The organism is Thalassovita sp. (assembly GCF_965218685.1).
In the GTDB taxonomy this organism is placed as follows: domain Bacteria; phylum Pseudomonadota; class Alphaproteobacteria; order Rhodobacterales; family Rhodobacteraceae; genus Thalassobius.
The window spans coordinates 2783625-2799449 of sequence record NZ_OZ244657.1; the positions used below are offsets into that span (position 1 = coordinate 2783625).

At 61.1% G+C, this 15825-nt stretch carries 18 protein-coding genes; 1 reads left to right on the forward strand and 17 read right to left on the reverse strand.

Features of this window, described 5'->3' with window-relative positions:
• The first annotated feature begins 7 nt into the window (after positions 1 to 7).
• The gene (locus ACOQOQ_RS13715) at positions 8 to 1321 is read left to right on the forward strand and encodes a pyruvate dehydrogenase complex dihydrolipoamide acetyltransferase (RefSeq protein ID WP_420567549.1); all 1314 of its coding nucleotides are present in this window, start codon (positions 8 to 10) and stop codon (positions 1319 to 1321) included.
• Positions 1322 to 1386: 65 nt separating this feature from the next.
• Here ACOQOQ_RS13715 and cysK read toward each other — a convergent pair whose 3' ends face one another.
• The 17 genes from cysK to ACOQOQ_RS13800 form a co-directional block, all read right to left on the reverse strand.
• Entirely contained in the window at positions 1387 to 2454 is a 1068-nt protein-coding gene (cysK, locus tag ACOQOQ_RS13720) for a cysteine synthase A (RefSeq protein ID WP_420567550.1), read from the reverse strand.
• A 203-nt stretch (positions 2455 to 2657) separates the two neighbouring features.
• A complete protein-coding gene (cysE, locus tag ACOQOQ_RS13725) occupies positions 2658 to 3464 on the reverse strand; it encodes a serine O-acetyltransferase (RefSeq protein ID WP_420567551.1) in 807 nt (268 codons plus the stop codon).
• A gap of 117 nt (positions 3465 to 3581) precedes the next feature.
• A complete protein-coding gene (locus ACOQOQ_RS13730) occupies positions 3582 to 7490 on the reverse strand; it encodes a baseplate multidomain protein megatron (protein WP_420567552.1) in 3909 nt (1302 codons plus the stop codon).
• Positions 7490 to 7930: an NlpC/P60 family protein gene (locus ACOQOQ_RS13735; RefSeq protein ID WP_420567553.1), complete on the reverse strand. Its 441-nt coding sequence runs from the start codon at positions 7928 to 7930 to the stop codon at positions 7490 to 7492. Before ACOQOQ_RS13735 ends, ACOQOQ_RS13730 begins: the two co-directional genes overlap by 1 nt.
• Positions 7927 to 8805, reverse strand: a complete 879-nt coding sequence (locus ACOQOQ_RS13740; protein WP_420567554.1) for a DUF2163 domain-containing protein — start codon at positions 8803 to 8805, stop codon at positions 7927 to 7929. Before ACOQOQ_RS13740 ends, ACOQOQ_RS13735 begins: the two co-directional genes overlap by 4 nt.
• The gene (locus tag ACOQOQ_RS13745) at positions 8802 to 9434 is read right to left on the reverse strand and encodes a phage distal tail protein, Rcc01695 family (RefSeq protein WP_420567555.1); all 633 of its coding nucleotides are present in this window, start codon (positions 9432 to 9434) and stop codon (positions 8802 to 8804) included. The genes ACOQOQ_RS13740 and ACOQOQ_RS13745 overlap by 4 nt, the downstream gene beginning before the upstream one ends.
• Positions 9435 to 9449: 15 nt before the next feature.
• Positions 9450 to 10109, reverse strand: a complete 660-nt coding sequence (locus ACOQOQ_RS13750) for a phage tail tape measure protein (protein ID WP_420567556.1) — start codon at positions 10107 to 10109, stop codon at positions 9450 to 9452.
• Positions 10096 to 10305, reverse strand: a complete 210-nt coding sequence (locus ACOQOQ_RS13755; RefSeq protein ID WP_420567557.1) for a rcc01693 family protein — start codon at positions 10303 to 10305, stop codon at positions 10096 to 10098. The genes ACOQOQ_RS13750 and ACOQOQ_RS13755 overlap by 14 nt, the downstream gene beginning before the upstream one ends.
• The gene (locus ACOQOQ_RS13760; RefSeq protein WP_420567558.1) at positions 10302 to 10625 is read right to left on the reverse strand and encodes a gene transfer agent family protein; all 324 of its coding nucleotides are present in this window, start codon (positions 10623 to 10625) and stop codon (positions 10302 to 10304) included. Before ACOQOQ_RS13760 ends, ACOQOQ_RS13755 begins: the two co-directional genes overlap by 4 nt.
• Before the next feature lies 1 nt (position 10626).
• Positions 10627 to 11043 carry a phage major tail protein, TP901-1 family gene (locus tag ACOQOQ_RS13765; RefSeq protein ID WP_420567559.1) on the reverse strand — a complete coding sequence of 139 codons (417 nt, stop codon included), beginning with the start codon at positions 11041 to 11043 and terminating at the stop codon, positions 10627 to 10629.
• A gap of 25 nt (positions 11044 to 11068) precedes the next feature.
• Positions 11069 to 11479, reverse strand: coding sequence for a DUF3168 domain-containing protein (locus tag ACOQOQ_RS13770; protein ID WP_420567560.1), 411 nt, complete (start codon positions 11477 to 11479; stop codon positions 11069 to 11071).
• A complete protein-coding gene (locus ACOQOQ_RS13775) occupies positions 11476 to 11814 on the reverse strand; it encodes a head-tail adaptor protein (protein ID WP_420567561.1) in 339 nt (112 codons plus the stop codon). The genes ACOQOQ_RS13770 and ACOQOQ_RS13775 overlap by 4 nt, the downstream gene beginning before the upstream one ends.
• Positions 11811 to 12410: a head-tail connector protein gene (locus ACOQOQ_RS13780; protein WP_420567562.1), complete on the reverse strand. Its 600-nt coding sequence runs from the start codon at positions 12408 to 12410 to the stop codon at positions 11811 to 11813. Before ACOQOQ_RS13780 ends, ACOQOQ_RS13775 begins: the two co-directional genes overlap by 4 nt.
• Before the next feature lie 151 nt (positions 12411 to 12561).
• The gene (locus ACOQOQ_RS13785) at positions 12562 to 13743 is read right to left on the reverse strand and encodes a phage major capsid protein (RefSeq protein WP_420567563.1); all 1182 of its coding nucleotides are present in this window, start codon (positions 13741 to 13743) and stop codon (positions 12562 to 12564) included.
• Positions 13744 to 13775: 32 nt separating this feature from the next.
• A complete protein-coding gene (locus ACOQOQ_RS13790; protein WP_420567564.1) occupies positions 13776 to 14318 on the reverse strand; it encodes an HK97 family phage prohead protease in 543 nt (180 codons plus the stop codon).
• A 13-nt stretch (positions 14319 to 14331) separates the two neighbouring features.
• Positions 14332 to 14559 (reverse strand): GTA head formation protein, RCAP_rcc01685 family, encoded by a 228-nt coding sequence (locus ACOQOQ_RS13795; protein WP_420567565.1) that lies wholly within the window; start codon positions 14557 to 14559, stop codon positions 14332 to 14334.
• A complete protein-coding gene (locus ACOQOQ_RS13800; RefSeq protein WP_420567566.1) occupies positions 14549 to 15736 on the reverse strand; it encodes a phage portal protein in 1188 nt (395 codons plus the stop codon). Before ACOQOQ_RS13800 ends, ACOQOQ_RS13795 begins: the two co-directional genes overlap by 11 nt.
• Between the last annotated feature and the right edge of the window lie 89 nt (positions 15737 to 15825).

Sequence of the window (15825 nt, forward strand, 5' to 3'; positions counted from 1 at the left end):
ATTTCTGATGCCTACCGAAATCCTGATGCCCGCCCTGTCCCCCACCATGGAGGAAGGCACGCTGGCAAAATGGCTGGTCAAAGAAGGCGACACCGTGCAATCGGGCGACCTTCTGGCCGAAATTGAAACCGACAAGGCGACGATGGAATTCGAAGCCGTGGACGATGGCGTGATCGGCAAGATCCTGGTCGCCGATGGCTCTGAAGGGGTCAAGGTGAACACACCAATCGCCGTCCTGCTGGAAGACGGTGAAAGCGCCGATGACATCGACACCAGCGCGCCCGCGGCTCCTGCCGCAGCGGCGGCCGAGGCGGCGCCTGCCGCCGCTGAGGGCGCCGCTCCCTCTGCTTCGGCCCCTGCCCCGGCGGCACCTGCTGCTGCGGACGGATCGCGCATTTTCGCCTCGCCCCTGGCGCGTCGCATCGCGGCTGACAAGGGTCTGGACCTGTCGCAGATCTCTGGCTCGGGTCCCCGTGGCCGTATCGTCAAGGCGGACGTGGAAAATGCCACGGCCAAACCGGCGCCTGCAGCGGCTGCAGCTGCTCCTGCCACCGCTGCGCCTGCCCCGGCTGCCGCAGCTGCCCCCACCGGCCCGTCGACCGATACCGTGCTGAAAATGTACGCGGATCGCGACTTCGAAGAGGTCAAGCTGGACGGCATGCGCAAAACCATCGCCGCGCGCCTGTCCGAGGCCAAGCAGACCATCCCGCATTTCTATCTGCGCCGTGACATTCAGCTGGACGCCCTGCTGAAATTCCGCAGCCAGCTGAACAAACAGCTGGAAGGCCGTGGGGTCAAACTGTCGGTTAACGACTTCATCATCAAGGCCGTTGCCAACGCCCTGCAAGCGGTGCCCGAATGTAACGCTGTTTGGGCCGGTGATCGTGTTCTGCAGCTTAAGCCCTCGGACGTGGCAGTTGCTGTCGCGATCGAAGGCGGTCTGTTCACCCCGGTTCTGCAGGACGCGGACATGAAGTCGCTGTCCGCCCTGTCGTCCGAGATGAAGGACCTGGCGGCCCGTGCTCGTGACCGCAAACTGGCGCCGCATGAGTATCAGGGCGGAACCTTTGCCATCTCGAACCTGGGCATGTTCGGCATCGACAACTTCGACGCCATCGTGAACCCGCCGCATTCGGGCATCCTGGCCGTTGGCTCGGGCGTGAAAAAGCCGGTTGTCGGCGCCGACGGCGAGCTGACCGTGGCCACAGTCATGTCGGTGACCATGTCCGTGGATCACCGCGTGATCGACGGTGCCCTGGGCGCGAACCTTCTGCAAGCTATCGTGGAAAACCTGGAAAACCCGATGACCATGCTGGCCTAAGGCCTTCTGAATACAAAAGAAAACGCCGGGGTTTCGCCCCGGCGTTTTTGTTTTTCGATTGTGGCTCAGCCCATCTGATAACCGGGCGTGGATTGCATCAGTGCGATCTCTTCGTCCGTCATCTCGGCCTCGACGCCCTCGAACAGTGGCGTGGTCAGGTACCGTTCGCCGGTATCCGGCAGCATCGCCAAAATGGTCGAGCCTTCGGGCGCGGTTTCGGCAACTTTCAGAGCGGTTGCAAAGGTGGCGCCCCCCGAAATTCCGGTAAAGACCCCCTCGTCCCGCGCCAGGGCCTGCGAGGCGGCGATGGCATCGGGCCCCGCCACAGGCAACAGTTCGTCATAGCCGTTCTTGTCCAGCAGTTCCTGCAGAACCAGCGGGATAAAGTCAGGTGTCCAGCCTTGGATCGGGTGCGGTTGGAACGCCGGATGGCTGACCGCAGGTTCGCCATCATCCGTGCGATCCTGCACGGCGCCACTTTGGATCAAGGCGGCGTTTGTCGGCTCGGTCAGGATGATCTTGGTGTCCGGGCTTTCGGCGCGCAGAACCCGGCTGACCCCGGTGATGGTGCCACCCGTTCCAAAGCCTGAAACAAAATAGTCCAGGCCTTTATCCTTGAAATCATTCATGATTTCGCGTGCGGTCGTGTTCTCGTGGATATCGGCATTAGCTTCGGTTTCGAACTGGCGGGCAAAGAACCAGCCGTTCTTTTCGGCCAGTTCCTTGGCCTTTTGATACATGCCGGTGCCTTTTTCCTCTTTCGGGGTCAAGATCACCTTGGCGCCCAGGAACCGCATCAATTTACGCCGTTCAACGCTGAAGGTTTCCACCATGGTGATGACCAGAGGATAGCCCTTGGCCGCACAGACCATGGCCAGGCCGATGCCGGTGTTGCCGCTGGTCGCCTCGACGACCGTCTGGCCGGGCTTCAGCGCCCCTGAGGCCTCGGCGGCCTCAATGATACTAAGCGCCAGACGATCCTTGACCGAGCCGCCAGGGTTGAACGCCTCGGCCTTCACATAGAGATTCACATGGTCCGGGGCCAGCTTGTTGATGCGAATGGCCGGGGTGTCGCCGATGGTCTCCAGAACCGAGCCATACAGCTGCCCGCGCCCTTGGGTCTGTCGTGTCATGTCGCGTCTCCTGATGGGTGATTTTGCGGATATGGTAGGCAGCGTGCAAAATCACCACAATCAGAAGTTTTGGAAAGCGGTTCCAAATATGGGTGAATGCAAAGAACAAAATGACGCGATACGCCGACCAATTCGCGCATACCAAAAAAATGGACCGCAAGCCCGAGTCGGCATTGCGGTCCTGATCTTGGGGTTTGGGACGTTCAGCGGGTGCTGATCAACTGGTCCATGGTGACCGAGGGTGTCTCGCATCCGGCCTCACCGACCACCTTGGCGGGCACCCCGGCCACGGTGGTTTTTGGCGGCACGTCATGCAGCACGACCGAACCGGCAGCCACACGAGAGCAATGGCCGATCGTGATATTGCCCAGAACATGCGCGCCCGCACCGATCAGAACGCCGTCGCCAATCTTGGGGTGACGATCCTCGTCTTCCTTACCGGTCCCGCCCAGTGTAACCGAATGAAGCAGGCTGACATTATCGCCCACCACGGCGGTCTCCCCGATCACGATCGAGTGCGCATGGTCAATCATGATCCCTTTGCCAATCTTGGCAGCCGGGTGAATGTCCACACCGAAGGTTTCCGAGATACGCATCTGGAAAAAATAGGCCATGTCACGACGGCCTTCTCCCCACAGCCAATGGGCAACACGATAGGCTTGAACGGCTTGGAAACCCTTGAAAAACATCAAAGGCTGGACAAAACGGTGGCAGGCCGGGTCACGCTCGTACACGGCAACGATGTCAGCGCGGGCGGACAGGGCCAAGTCCGGGTCAGCCTTGTAGGCGCTATCGCAAATCTCGCGGAACAACTGCTCGGACATCTCGTTCGAGGCCAGCTTGAGCGAAATCCGATACGCTAGCGCCTTTTCGATCGAGTTGTGATGCAGAATGCTGGAATGCAAAAGACCGCCCAGCAGCGGCTCGTCTTCGACGGCTTGCTCGGCTTCGGCAATGATCCGCGACCAAACGGGATCCAGCTCGGTCAGTTTTGCGCGTGTTTCAACCATAATTTGGCCCTCCGGTCCGATAGACTATAGCAGATAGGACCGTCAGGGAAAATGCAAAGCTTTGAAGGGGATGATCACGAAAAAGAATGACCCGCCACGGGGGCGGGTCAGACAAGATCAGGCACTCAGGTCCAGTCGGGCGGCATATCCCGCACCAAACCTGGCCGAGATTTGCGCCACCTCGACGCGGTAAATCCCGCTAATGGCATCTGCGGACCGCATGGCCGCGGTATAGGTCCAAGCGGGCGCCGAGACCATTTCCTGTCGGATCACGGTCGTGCCCTGCAGGACGCGGATCAAGTAGGATTCGCTTTCTTCCCCAAGGGGCACTTCGACGGATTCCCAGCTATCGCCGTCGATCCGGGTGCGGCGAATCCAACTCAGTTCCAGATCCGGGCCCACGTCTGTGGCGCTCAGATGTGCTGGCGCATAGGGTTTAAGGCCGATACCCGCAAATGCCTGCACCTGATGCTGATACGAGGGATCGTCATAGCTGCGCCCTGCGGGTCCGATCCTGTAGTGATGACTTACATTACGTGAGGACAAGCGCACCGCCAATTGCTGCGGTGCCCCGTTCAGCAAAACGAAGTAGCTGCCCGCGGGCCATGCATCCGGCATCAAGCCGTCGCTGCCCGATTGTCCACGCAACAGACCGCTAAGATGATAGCTGCTCGGCCCAACCAATTCGGCGTTCTGAAATTGGATGACCTCCCAGTTTTCCGGACTGCCATCGCCGATCACCGCTGCGTTCGCCCCGTTCAGCAAGGCTAGCTCGGAAATGCCGGTCAGTTCGCCGCGCACCAGGTCAAGCTCGATTACATTGGCGCGGTCGAACCGGCCCACGGGTCCCGCAAACAAAGGTGCTGTTAGCTGCCCAAGCGTGGCTGGCGCGTCCAGCGATTGCAGCAGACTGTACCCACTGTCTTCAACCCCACGATAGACCGACAAGGTCCCCGGCCATGGCTGCGCAGTTGCCGCAACATGAGGGGCATGCGGTTCTTCATCGCCAACCAGCAAGGGTAAATCCATGAATAGCGGGAATACCACCGAAGGCGCGATGAATGGCGCAACCGAGGCCGGTGTTTCGTCGATATCCACGGGGCGATAGGTTTCCTCTTCAACCCGCACCGCTTCGGCCAGAAGAGAGGTGCCAGTCTCCACCCGGTCCAACCTGTAGCGATGACCATCGGCCAGTTGCACGACATCCCCCGCCCCCAAGGCACCGCTCGAGGGAGGCAGGGCAAGGTGAACCGTGTCGCGGGCGATCCGTGCCTCGGTCAGCCAGCGCTCGACCACCTGCCGCCCCTCGGCGCGGCTCATCACCAGAGGCATTTCCGAAGACGATACTGCGTGGCTGGCTTCGTCCGGCAGGATCGCTTCCTCGGCGATGGTCGCAAAGTCACCCTCGGCCTCGACAAAACGCAAACGGACCCGGCCGACCATTTCACTTTCATTTTCGCGCAATTTGGCCAACCCATTCGGCGCGTCACTGGTCACGGCAAGGCCGTTGGGGTGGACAACCTGGTCCGCGCGTCCATCACGGGTACGAAATTCCAGAACACCGTCACGCTCGATCGCATCAAAGCCGTGACGAAGCATCAGGGGCTGCAAAACCGCGCGCGCTGTGGCCACGTCATCGGCCATATAGCCGCGTACGACACCATGCAGGCGCTCGGTTCGCAGCGCCGTAACACCAGATTCCGCGCAAATCTCTCGCACAACGGACTCAAGACTGCGCGATGATCCGCGCCCATTCAGCCAATGCCCCTTTCGATAGTTTGCCCCGTCCGACCACAGAGCCTCGTTGGCAGGGAAATGTGGATAGGGTCGCGCATCCCAAGCCCAGACATAGGCGTTAGACAGATCCAGCATCGGCCCGCCATATTCTTCCGAGATCGGATTGACGGCTTCATCCGCCCAATACCCCAGCACCGCACGCAGATATTGCATCTGCATGTAGTCATCCCTCTGACCCGAAGAAAAATGCGGCAGCGCCGATTCCGAGGATTTTTTGTCCAGAAACTTGTTCGGTTGGTTCGCACCTTTGTCCACGGCTGCGCAGCCAAGCTCGGTAAACCACAGTGGTTTAGATTGTGGCACCCATCCGGTCGGAGTTTCCGAACGCACACCGCCTACACGCTCATGGTGGTCGTTGGCCCACCAATTGCGTAGGTCCTTGAAACGAAAGACCCAGGGCTCTTGATGCGCACCGTCGGTGATGTCGGTTCGGATTTGGGCCTGACGTGCTGCATCCGAATGGTAATACCACGCAAAGCCCTCGCCGCCCTCGATGTTGCTGCGCAGATAGCCCAGATCATAGATCGAGCCCCAGTCCGCATCCAAGTGGTCCATTCCGTCGCGCCAATCAGCAACGGGCATATAGTTGTCAATTCCCACGAAATCGATTTCGTCATCGGCCCACAGCGGATCAAGATGAAAGAACACATCGCCAGACCCATCCTGAGGATGATAGCCAAAATATTCAGACCAATCAGCGGCGTAGCCCAGTTTGACAACTGGCCCCAGAATAGCGCGCACTTCGGCCGCAAGCGCAACCAGCTGAGACACCGCAGGAAAGCTGTTTCCGGCGCCGCGCAATTGTGTCAGACCGCGCATTTCCGAACCGATACAGAACGCCTCGACGCCCCCTGCAGCGGCGCACAGCGCGGCGTTATGCAAGATGAACCGACGATAGGACCACTCGGCCGGCCCGGCATAGGTCACCTGTCCATCTGCAATGCTGAAATCGCTGGCCTGGGCAGTCCCGAAAAAAGCGGCAATTTCGGCCTCGGCCAGTGCCGTTCCGTCTGGCGATCCATCCTGCCCCGGTGCCATGGCACCCGTAATCCGACCTCGCCAAGGCAACGAAGCTTGTTCGTCCGCGCCATAAGGGTCGGTCAGGCCGTTGCCCTCAAGCTGGTCCATCAGGATGAACGGATAGAACATCACCCGTTTCCCGCGCGCTGCCATTTCGCTGATCGACTGGATGACCGACTGATCGGTCGGAGTTCCGCCGTAAACTGCGCGACCATCCAGCTCGGGCACTACCTGGGCCGCTGCACGCGTAAGGCCCGCTACCTGCCACGGCATATTGCCGGAATCATGTTCGGTTTGTTCGACCATAGGGCGGATCTCGCATTCACCACAGCGCAGATCATTGCCGAACCAGCTGACAATCAACGAGACAGCATCACAACTGGGCAGCTCTTGCTCCAGCTGATCCATTGAGGTCAAAAAATCGGGTTTCCCCGAAGGGCTGTTCACATTCGACGTCACGCTCTGACCAAGACCATGCTCGATGACGGCCGGTTCAGTCGCCAAGGCGTATTCACCCGTACCGGGGATCAGGGCGATACCCTGCACGGCGCGGGCAGGTTCGGCATCTGACTGGCCCTCGTACACGCGGTCCGCGCGCAGCACCTCGAACGAGAATTGAGGCACCCGGTTGCCGAAGACCGACAGGTTCAGATCCTCGAAAACGACATAGGCGGTACCGCGATAGGCAGGCACCGCGCCCGCGCCCTCGATCGCTTCCATCTTGGGGTCCGGCAACTGGGTGCTGCTTCCAGGGTAGACGCGCATATTCAAATCAGTCGGCGCGACTTCCGAGCCATCCGCCCAGATCCGCCCCACGCCATCAATTTGCCCCTCACATAGGGCCACGGCCAGGTTGACGGTATAGTGATATGTGTTGGTGTCAGGCTGCGGCGGGCCGCCCTTGCCCCCGCCCGAGTTCGTCTCGACATGCTCGGTGAACTTGCTGGCCCAGATCACCTGTCCACCAAGGCGCATCCTGCCATAGCTGCGTGCGATCGCGTCGCCCTCGCCCGCGCTGGTAAAGCGGAAACGGTCCACCCGCCCGCTTTCGACAACATCCGAGCCTCCGCCCATAAGCGATTGGTCGATCACACGACCTAACGAGCCTCCGACAAAACGCCCGACCGTCGCCATCGACAGCCCTGCAAGCGATCCCCCCATGGCCGAACCGGCCGCAGCGCCGGCAGCAGAAAGCAGAATAGTTGCCATCACATGTCTCCTTTGGGGAATGAAAACCGGGCAACGATACGGCGTCGCCACGGGATACTAAGCGGGCTTTCGACAACCGAATGGCCCGAATAGGCGTGAATGAATGAGGCGGTGTCTCCGACACGAGCGGCAATACCCAAATGTTTGGCCACGCTGCCTGCGCGCATCCGAAACAACAGAACATCGCCCGGGGCTTCGTCTGTCAGGTCCTTGTGCACAAGATGACTGGTCGCAACGCGCCACAGTTCCTCGGTGCCGTCAGGTTCTGACCAGTCGCGCGTGTAGTTTGGGACCACTTCGGGTTCGGGGCCGATCAACTCGCGCCAAACACCGCGCAGCAACCCCAGGCAATCGGTTCCCGCGCCACGGGTGCTGCATTGATGTCGATAAGGCGTGCCAATCCAGCCCCGTGCAGCCGCCACAACTTGGGGATGGCTCATCGGCGGCTTCCCCCCGTAGCGGTTTCCGAGGCCGGAAAGGCGACGGTCCAGTCATTGCCCGGAATGTCTGGGAAACCCTGAAAATTGATCAGGTTGTTGAACTTGTTGCGGCAGGTCTCCATCCTTTTGTCGCATCCTGCAGTCAAACGAACGGTGTCCCCCGCGCTCACAGGGGCACCCATAGCCGTCCACAAGGTAATCTCGCGGCCGTTTTGAGTTTCCCAGTCCCGCTTGATCGGCACGGATTGTCCCGCGCCAGAGCCGCTAAGAACCTCCAGGACACCGCGTTGGAACCACTGCACCTCGTAACCTGGCATCGAAGCGAAGGTCAGGATATTGCCCTCGACGGACAGAACCTCGACCTCAGCCTGATAGCCTTCTTCAGAGATGTCCTTGCCGCAAGACGCATCCCCCAAAACAGCCGCACAAGGCGCCTGGTACACCCGCCCCATCGGTTGGTTCAACAGATCGGTCAGGCCCAGCAACTCGGCCTCGAAGGCGCCTCCGTCGCGGCGGATCTCGCCAATCTGTCCACGAAACTGCAAGGCGCGCAGATTTACATCCGCCCAGTTGACCAACCAGCACCGGACCTCGGCTCCGTCATAAAGCCCAGCCTCGATATCCGCCTCCGAGATCGCTGCATCGCTCAGCGCGCCCATGGCCTCGGTGTTATCAACCGACAGGCCCGTCCCCTGCTGCAACGCCATGGCCGTGAGCCCGGTATCCGCCCGAAAGGTGATCCCGTCAAAGGCAAGGTCCCGGTCATGGTCCGTGAAACCCAAGGCATGCCCGTCTGAGCGCTCTACCGCCCAAACCCGGCACAAGGTGGTAACTCCAGTCGCCAGATGAGCCTGCATTTCCGCATTCATCGTCATACCCGCACCTCGATCACCGGCACATCCGGCACCTCGCCCGCCTGGAAACTGGCCACGCTTGATCGGATGCGATCTGTGTCAAATCGCACCGGCACGTCGAATTCAAACCCGGCGGTGATCTCCTCGCCTTCACCCGGCGCAACAGCCAACGAGACCACGCCCGTCGACACGTCGACCGAATAATGCACCCCCTCGCGCAGCTCATCCGCATCGATGCCAAGACGCACGGTTCCCAGTACAGGTTTGGTAATTGGACGGGCATAGACATGCTCGGCCGAGCGGTAATTTTTCACCAACTGGAACTGAGTCTTCTCGCCGTCTCCGTAGGCGATCACCTGATCGTCATAGGCCACGGTTTGCGAGGGCAGGCAGGATTTGTAGTCCGACCAATCTTTCCATCGGAATCCGTACATCTGGCCCCGACGCGCTTCGAAAAATGCGATCAGCGCCTCGACATCGTCCAACGACCGCATTCCCATGCCTGCATCGTAATGCCGCCGGGAATGCGCCCAAGGGGTGTTGCGTTCTTCATGGCCGTTCACCAGCGTCACCACATCGGTGCGCCGTTCGGGACCGCCAATTGCGCCAAAACTCAGGTTGGCGGGAAATCTTACCTCGTGAAACTGCATCTGCTTGCCCTCTGATCAACGAATGCGCTGGCCGCGCCCAAGCGCGCGCCCCATTTGCGCTGCGATTTGAGATTGTGAGCGGCGGAACCCCTCGACATCGGGCGTGGTGACATTCATCACGACCGTCGTGCTGCCGCCGCCCTCGCTGCGCACACCCAGCTTGCCGTCGCGCCCACGGGTCAGGGGCATGATCGCTTCGGGGCCAGCTTCGCCCATCAGGCCGGTCGAACCACGCATGGGAAAATACGTGGGACCACTGACAACACCGCCATTGGCAAAAGGCATGACCCGCCCCTGGCTGAACGAGCCGCCATCCGCAAAGGGCAAAATCCCGGACATCAGCCCGCCGATCCCTTGTGCCAGCACCGAACCAAAATGGTCCGTCACGGGCTTCACCGCCGAGGCATAGACTGCGTCCAGCATCGAGCGCGTCACCGTGTCCAGCGCATCCGACAGCTTATCGCCATCCAATATGACGCCGTCAAAAGCCTTGCGCAGCCCCTTGCTCAATCCCTTTTCCAAGGCGCCAACATCCACGGTCGTGGCGCCCATCGCCGATTGCACGCGGCGCAGCTCGGCCTCGAACCCGGCCGCCATAACCGAGGCCGCCCCCAGCGTATCCTCAAGCGTATCGACCTGATCGTTCAAGTCGTCCAATCCGTCAAACTCCGCCATTTTCCGTCTCCTTCTTTGTGTCCGGATAGGCCGCCAGCAGCTCGTCCAAACGCGCGCGCGCCAACGGCGCATTGCCAGGACTGGCCCCCAAAAGCAGTTGCAGCTCGGCCGGGGTCAGCCGCCAGAATTCTGCTGGCGACAATCCTAAACCCCGCAACCCCGCCCGCATTAACGTGGGCCAGTCAAACCCGCTCATTTCGGGTGGCCGGGCATGGCAAAGGCGCGCGCCAGCAGCTCGGCTGCAACACGTGCGGCCGCCATCGGCCCACCCTCGATATCCGCATTCGCCAAATCCGAGGCCGTCCCATCCCAGCCGCCGCCGCGCAACCCTGCCGCTAACAGCAACAGAACATCCCGCGCAGTGAAGGCGCTGCCCTCGAAACGTTCGACCAGTTGCACCAGCGATCCGGTTTCAAGCGCCACCTCAAGTTCGGCCAGCGCCCCCAGTGTCAACTTCAACACCCGGCGCTGGCCATCGAGGACCAGATCCACTTCACCTGCCCACGGGTTCGCCATCTCAGGCGTCCGCAGTAAAGGTCAGCACCCCGGCCGAGGCCATCGACATCTCATAGGTCGCCTCGCCGTTGTGGCTGCCCGAATACTCGATCCCGGTGATCTGAAACGCCCCTTCGACGATGCCGAAATCTGGGATAATCACTTGGAAATCAGGGGTTTCCCCGTCAAAGAAAATCTGCCGTGCCCGTTCGTCGGTGTTCGCATCCTTGAACACGCCCGACCCAGAGATCGAAGCCGATTTCACCCCGGCGCCCCCCAGCAGCTCGCGCCAGCCTCCCTGGCTTTCCAGACTGGTGACATCCACGCTTTCCGCATTGAAACTCACCCGCGTGGCGCGCAGCCCCGCGATGGTCTCGAACGCGCCGTCCCCGGTCAGGTCCACCTTGATCAACAGATCCTTGCCATTTTGAGCAGCCATTTCACTCACTCCATCATTTGAAAATTCAGTTGTCTTCGACGCGGGCGCGGAACTTCAGGTCTATCCGCCGCCCGGATCCCGTACGGTCGCGGACCGCCTGGGCCTTGAAGAAGTTCATCGCCACCAGATGCCCCCGCGAAAGGGCCAATGGCGCATCCACCAGCGCATCGCAGATCGCCGCGGCGACCTCTTTGGCGCCGCTGAACCCTGCCTCGGTCGTATAGACAGTGACGGTGAACTCGTGCTCGGCCCCCGCGCCTGTCTTGTCCGAACGGTCCCGCACCAGCTCGGGGCCCAGGCTGACATAGGTGTCCGGCACCTCGCCCGCAGGCACCGCGTCAAACACATTGGCACCAACCAGCCCGCCCAAAGTGGTATCCGTGATCAGCTGTTGAAAAACCGCGCCTTGTAGGGCCGCGGACATCGCATAGCTCATGCTGCGGCCTCCTCTTTGGCGATACAGGTCAAATAGCGTCCCTCTGCGTCGAACTCTCCGACCGAAAGAATGCGGAACAGGCGCGTGCCTTCGCGGAACCGCTGGTCTGGCCGCGGCCGCCGCGAACTGCCGACCGGCGCCCCGCGTACCGTGATCTTGTACGAGGCCAGCGAAACGGCACCGCCGCCCCGGCCTGCCTCGCGGCCCGACCGAAAGCTTACATCCGCCCAAAGCTGTCCCAACGAAGACCAACTTTGGTTGAACCCACCGGCGCCATCGGCCACGTTTACGGCCTCTTCCAACACCAGCGCCCTGTTCAGGCGCGGGGCTTTCATGACGCCCCCCCGGCGAAGACTCGCACGTTGCGATAACGTTCCAGCAAGCTGGTCACTCCAAACGGCATGCAGCGCCCGGACAAGGCCGTTTCATGGCGGTATTCATAATAATGAGCCGCCAGCATCATTACAGCTTGCGCCAGATCCGAAGGCAGGTCCGACCATTCCGGACCATAGCCAGCCAGAAATCCGATCCGAATGCTGCCACCCGTCTGAACCGTGGGCAGCATCCCCGATACGGGGCACAAACGGGGGCGTTGCATGTCAGCACGCAGCGCATAGCGGCCCGCATCAAGTGTGGTCTCATCTCCGGTGCGGTCTACCAGAACCACTTGAGAAATCGCACTGACCGGAGCGACCGGCAGCCCCTGCCCACTGGCATCGCGCCAATGGCTTAGGGTCCAGCTGTATTCGCGCTCGATCAGCACTTTGCCGGTGCGCGCCTCGACTGCGGCCATCGCTGCCCGAAGGAAGCTTTCCAGAACCGCGTCCTGCACGCTGTCCTCGGCGAAACCGCTGCCCAGCCGCAGGTGAGACTTGAAATCAGCGACCGGCAGCACCGCCTGGGGCACCTGGGTCTCTTCGACTAACATCATGGAAAAACTCCGCATTCTCATGTCTCCATCCTTCGGATCGGGCGCGCGCCATCCGCGTTGCTCGGACGGAGGGAGCAGCTAGACAACGCCACGTTCCGACAGCACGCGCCCTGGGACGGGCCATTCGGCCCGCCCCCTTTTCACCAACCCCTTACGAGATGGCGAAACGCAGCAGCTTGATCGCGGCAAAGTCGCTGACGTCACCGCCCACACGCTTGGTGGCATAGAACAGGACATGGGGCTTGGCGCTAAACGGATCGCGCAGGATGCGCAGATCGGGGCGCTCAGCGACGGTATAACCGGCACCGAAATCACCAAAGGCAATCGCGTCAGCACCCGAGGCAATGTCAGGCATGTCCTCGGCGATCAGCACAGGATAGCCCATCAGACGCGCCGGCTCGCCCGCGGCCAGACCATCCGACCACAGGAAACGGCCATCAGCGTCCTTCAGCTTGCGCACAGTGCCAGCAGTTTTGCTGTTCATCACGAAAGTGCCATTGGCGCGGTATTGCGCACCCAACGCGTAAACCAGATCAATGATCGCATCCGCCGAGCCGAAATCACCGTCGGTGCCCGTGGGCACATAACCGATGTTGCCCCAGGTCCAAACATCGTTGTCCACGGCGGGGTGGGTCAGAATGCCGGTGGGTTTGTCCGAACCGTCGCCGTTGATAAAGGCCGAAGCTTCGGCGCGGGCGAACTTGTCCGCAATGCGGCCAGCCAGCCAGGTCTCGACGTCGAACGCGCTGTCATCCAGCAGCCGCTGCGAGGCTTTGGGCAAAGCTGACAGCTCGTGCAACGAGATGGTAATGCGGTCGATCGAGGGCGTGCCGGTTTCGACAGTTGCGGTGGTCTCGTCGGCCCAGCCGTGACCAACGTCGGTGTGGTCGACCAGCACGTCATACGAGGTCGCCTCGACGTTCACCACATTGGCGACCTGACGCAGCGAAGCGCTGGATTTCAGAACGCTTTGAATGTTGGCCGACGTCTGCGGATCGACCAGATAGCCACCATCCGAGACAACGGCGGTGGACATGGCCTTGCCTTCCAGCTCCAGACCGCGCAGGGCGTCATCATCGCCATGACGGACATAGGCATCAAACGCCTTTTGGTGGGGAGCCTCGATTTCAGCCGAGGTTGCCAGAACCGGACGCGCCGGGTTGTACGATTTACGATCAAGCATGGTCAGTCGCTCTTCCTGCTGTTGAAGTTTTGCGTCAATATTGGCTCGAAAGCCGTTGAATTCTTTCATGAAACCCGAAATTGCGGATTTCACCTCGGCGGCCGGAGACACAGCTTCTCCGGTCCGAGACTCTTGCTCGGTCTTGGTCATCCCAATTTTCCTTTCTGGTGGTGATGCCGGCGCTAGCCTTGCGCCATCTGCTGGCGCGCACCATCAAAGGCGGCCGCCATTTCCCGCAGCAAATCTCCGTCCAAATCCTCAGATTTGGCGGCGACCCGTGCGCTTGGCAGCATCGGGAAGGTCACCAGCGAGACTTCCCAAAGCTCCAATTCCGTCAGAACACGTTTGCCGTCGGGCGTCTTGGTCGCCCGTTTGGTGCGATACCCGATCGACAGCCCCTCGATCGCGCCTGCTTCGATCAGGGCGGCGGCTTCGCGCCCCTTTTCCACGCCATCCAACAAGCGCCCTTTCACGTACAGACCCCTGTCATCCTCGCGCAGGTCGTCCCACACGCCGATGGGCTGCGCCGGGTCGTGCTGCCACAGCATTTTCACGCTACGTCCGGCCTTTTCCAGGTCCACAAGCGACTTGCCATAGGCCCCCTTCTGGACCACGTCTTTACCCTGATCAGTTTGGCCAAACAGGCTCGCATAGCCTTCGATCACAAGCCCTTCGACCGACATCTCATCGCTGTCGAAACGGCAGAATTTATGTTCCAATTCCATTGCTACCTCTCACTTACGGAGTCGCTGTCAGGATCGACTGAAAAGCCTGGGCCAGGATCGTGCCCACCACGCCATAGACAGTCAGCCACAAGCGCTTTTCCAGTTTCTCCATCATCTCTTCCATCTTTTCCAGCCGCCGGTCGAACGCGTCCTGATGCAGCTTGCTGACGCGCTCATGCGCCTCAAGCCGCAGCGCCGGAGCGCAGTCGAACGGCTCGAAACCTGCGCGCTCATCCCTCATCCGAGCCGTCCTCGAACACGGGCAGGCCCAGCATCCGGCGTTTTTCCACGCCGCTTAGAAAATCCGCATCGGCGACGCGGCGCCACTGTGCCTCGCGCTCAATGGCCAGCGCCGGAACCTGATCTAGGTCAGGGCGCAGCTCCAGTCGCTCGTTGACATAGCCCGACAGCCAATCGGCCATGCGCGCCGTCACCTTCTGCAACAGGGGCAGCACCGTCAGGCGATAGAACGCCCGGTTGGCCTCTTGGTAATTGGAATAGGTCGCGTCCCCCGGCAGGCCCAGCATCATCGGCGGCACCCCAAAGGCCAAGGCGATCTCGCGCGCTGCGCTTTCCTTGGTTTTCTGGAATTCCATATCCGAGGGGCTAAAGCCCATGGGCTTCCAATCCAAACCGCCCTCCAGCAACATGGGCCGCCCCGCATTCCGAGCCCCCTGGTGATAGCTTTCCATCTCGGTCACCAGGCGATCATACTGGTCCGGCGCAAGGCTGCCCTGCCCGTCCGCGCCCTTGTACACGATCGCCCCCGAGGGCCGCGCCGCATTGTCCAAAAGCGCCTTGGACCAGCGTGAGGCCGAGTTATGTACATCCAACGCCTGCGCTGCGGCCTGCATGGGCGAGAACCCGTAATGGTCATCCTGCGGGTGGAAATTTCGGATATGGCAAATAGGAGGCGTCACTCCGGTCACATCAAACCGGTGCTTACGGCCGTTGACGCTATAGTCATACGCCACCGGCCAACCATCCGCACCGGGCACCAGCGCCATCCGGTCCGAGCGCAGCACGTGCAGCTCGCACGGGGCGCCATCCTCACCACCTACGGCCTCGACATAGCCGTTGCCGGTCAGCAGCAGCTGGGCAATCAGCGCCTCGAACAGCTCCCCCCGGCCCTGAGCCGGATTGGGGCGCTGCACCAGATCCATCACCGGATGCACGTCATAACGCTGGCGCCGGTCTTGCAGGATCAGAGGCAGTGACGCGGCTGCCTCACTGATCATTTTCACGCAGCGAAAGCCCACCGGGTTGCCGGCAAACCCCGTACGGGTCAACGACACAGTGTCCCGCGGGCTCCAGGCGACGCGGCCTGCGCCCTGAAACGCCACCACCGGGCCCGTTGCGCTGGCCTTGGTTTCGGGCACCTGTTGGGCCTCACCGCGTTTGAAGAAGTCCATAATCATTCGGTCCTTGCTCCTTGTTCCTCTGGGATGCCTGACTGCCGCACCCGTCGGCTGTTGAAGGCAAACCTGAGGTTAAAAGTTTAAGAAAG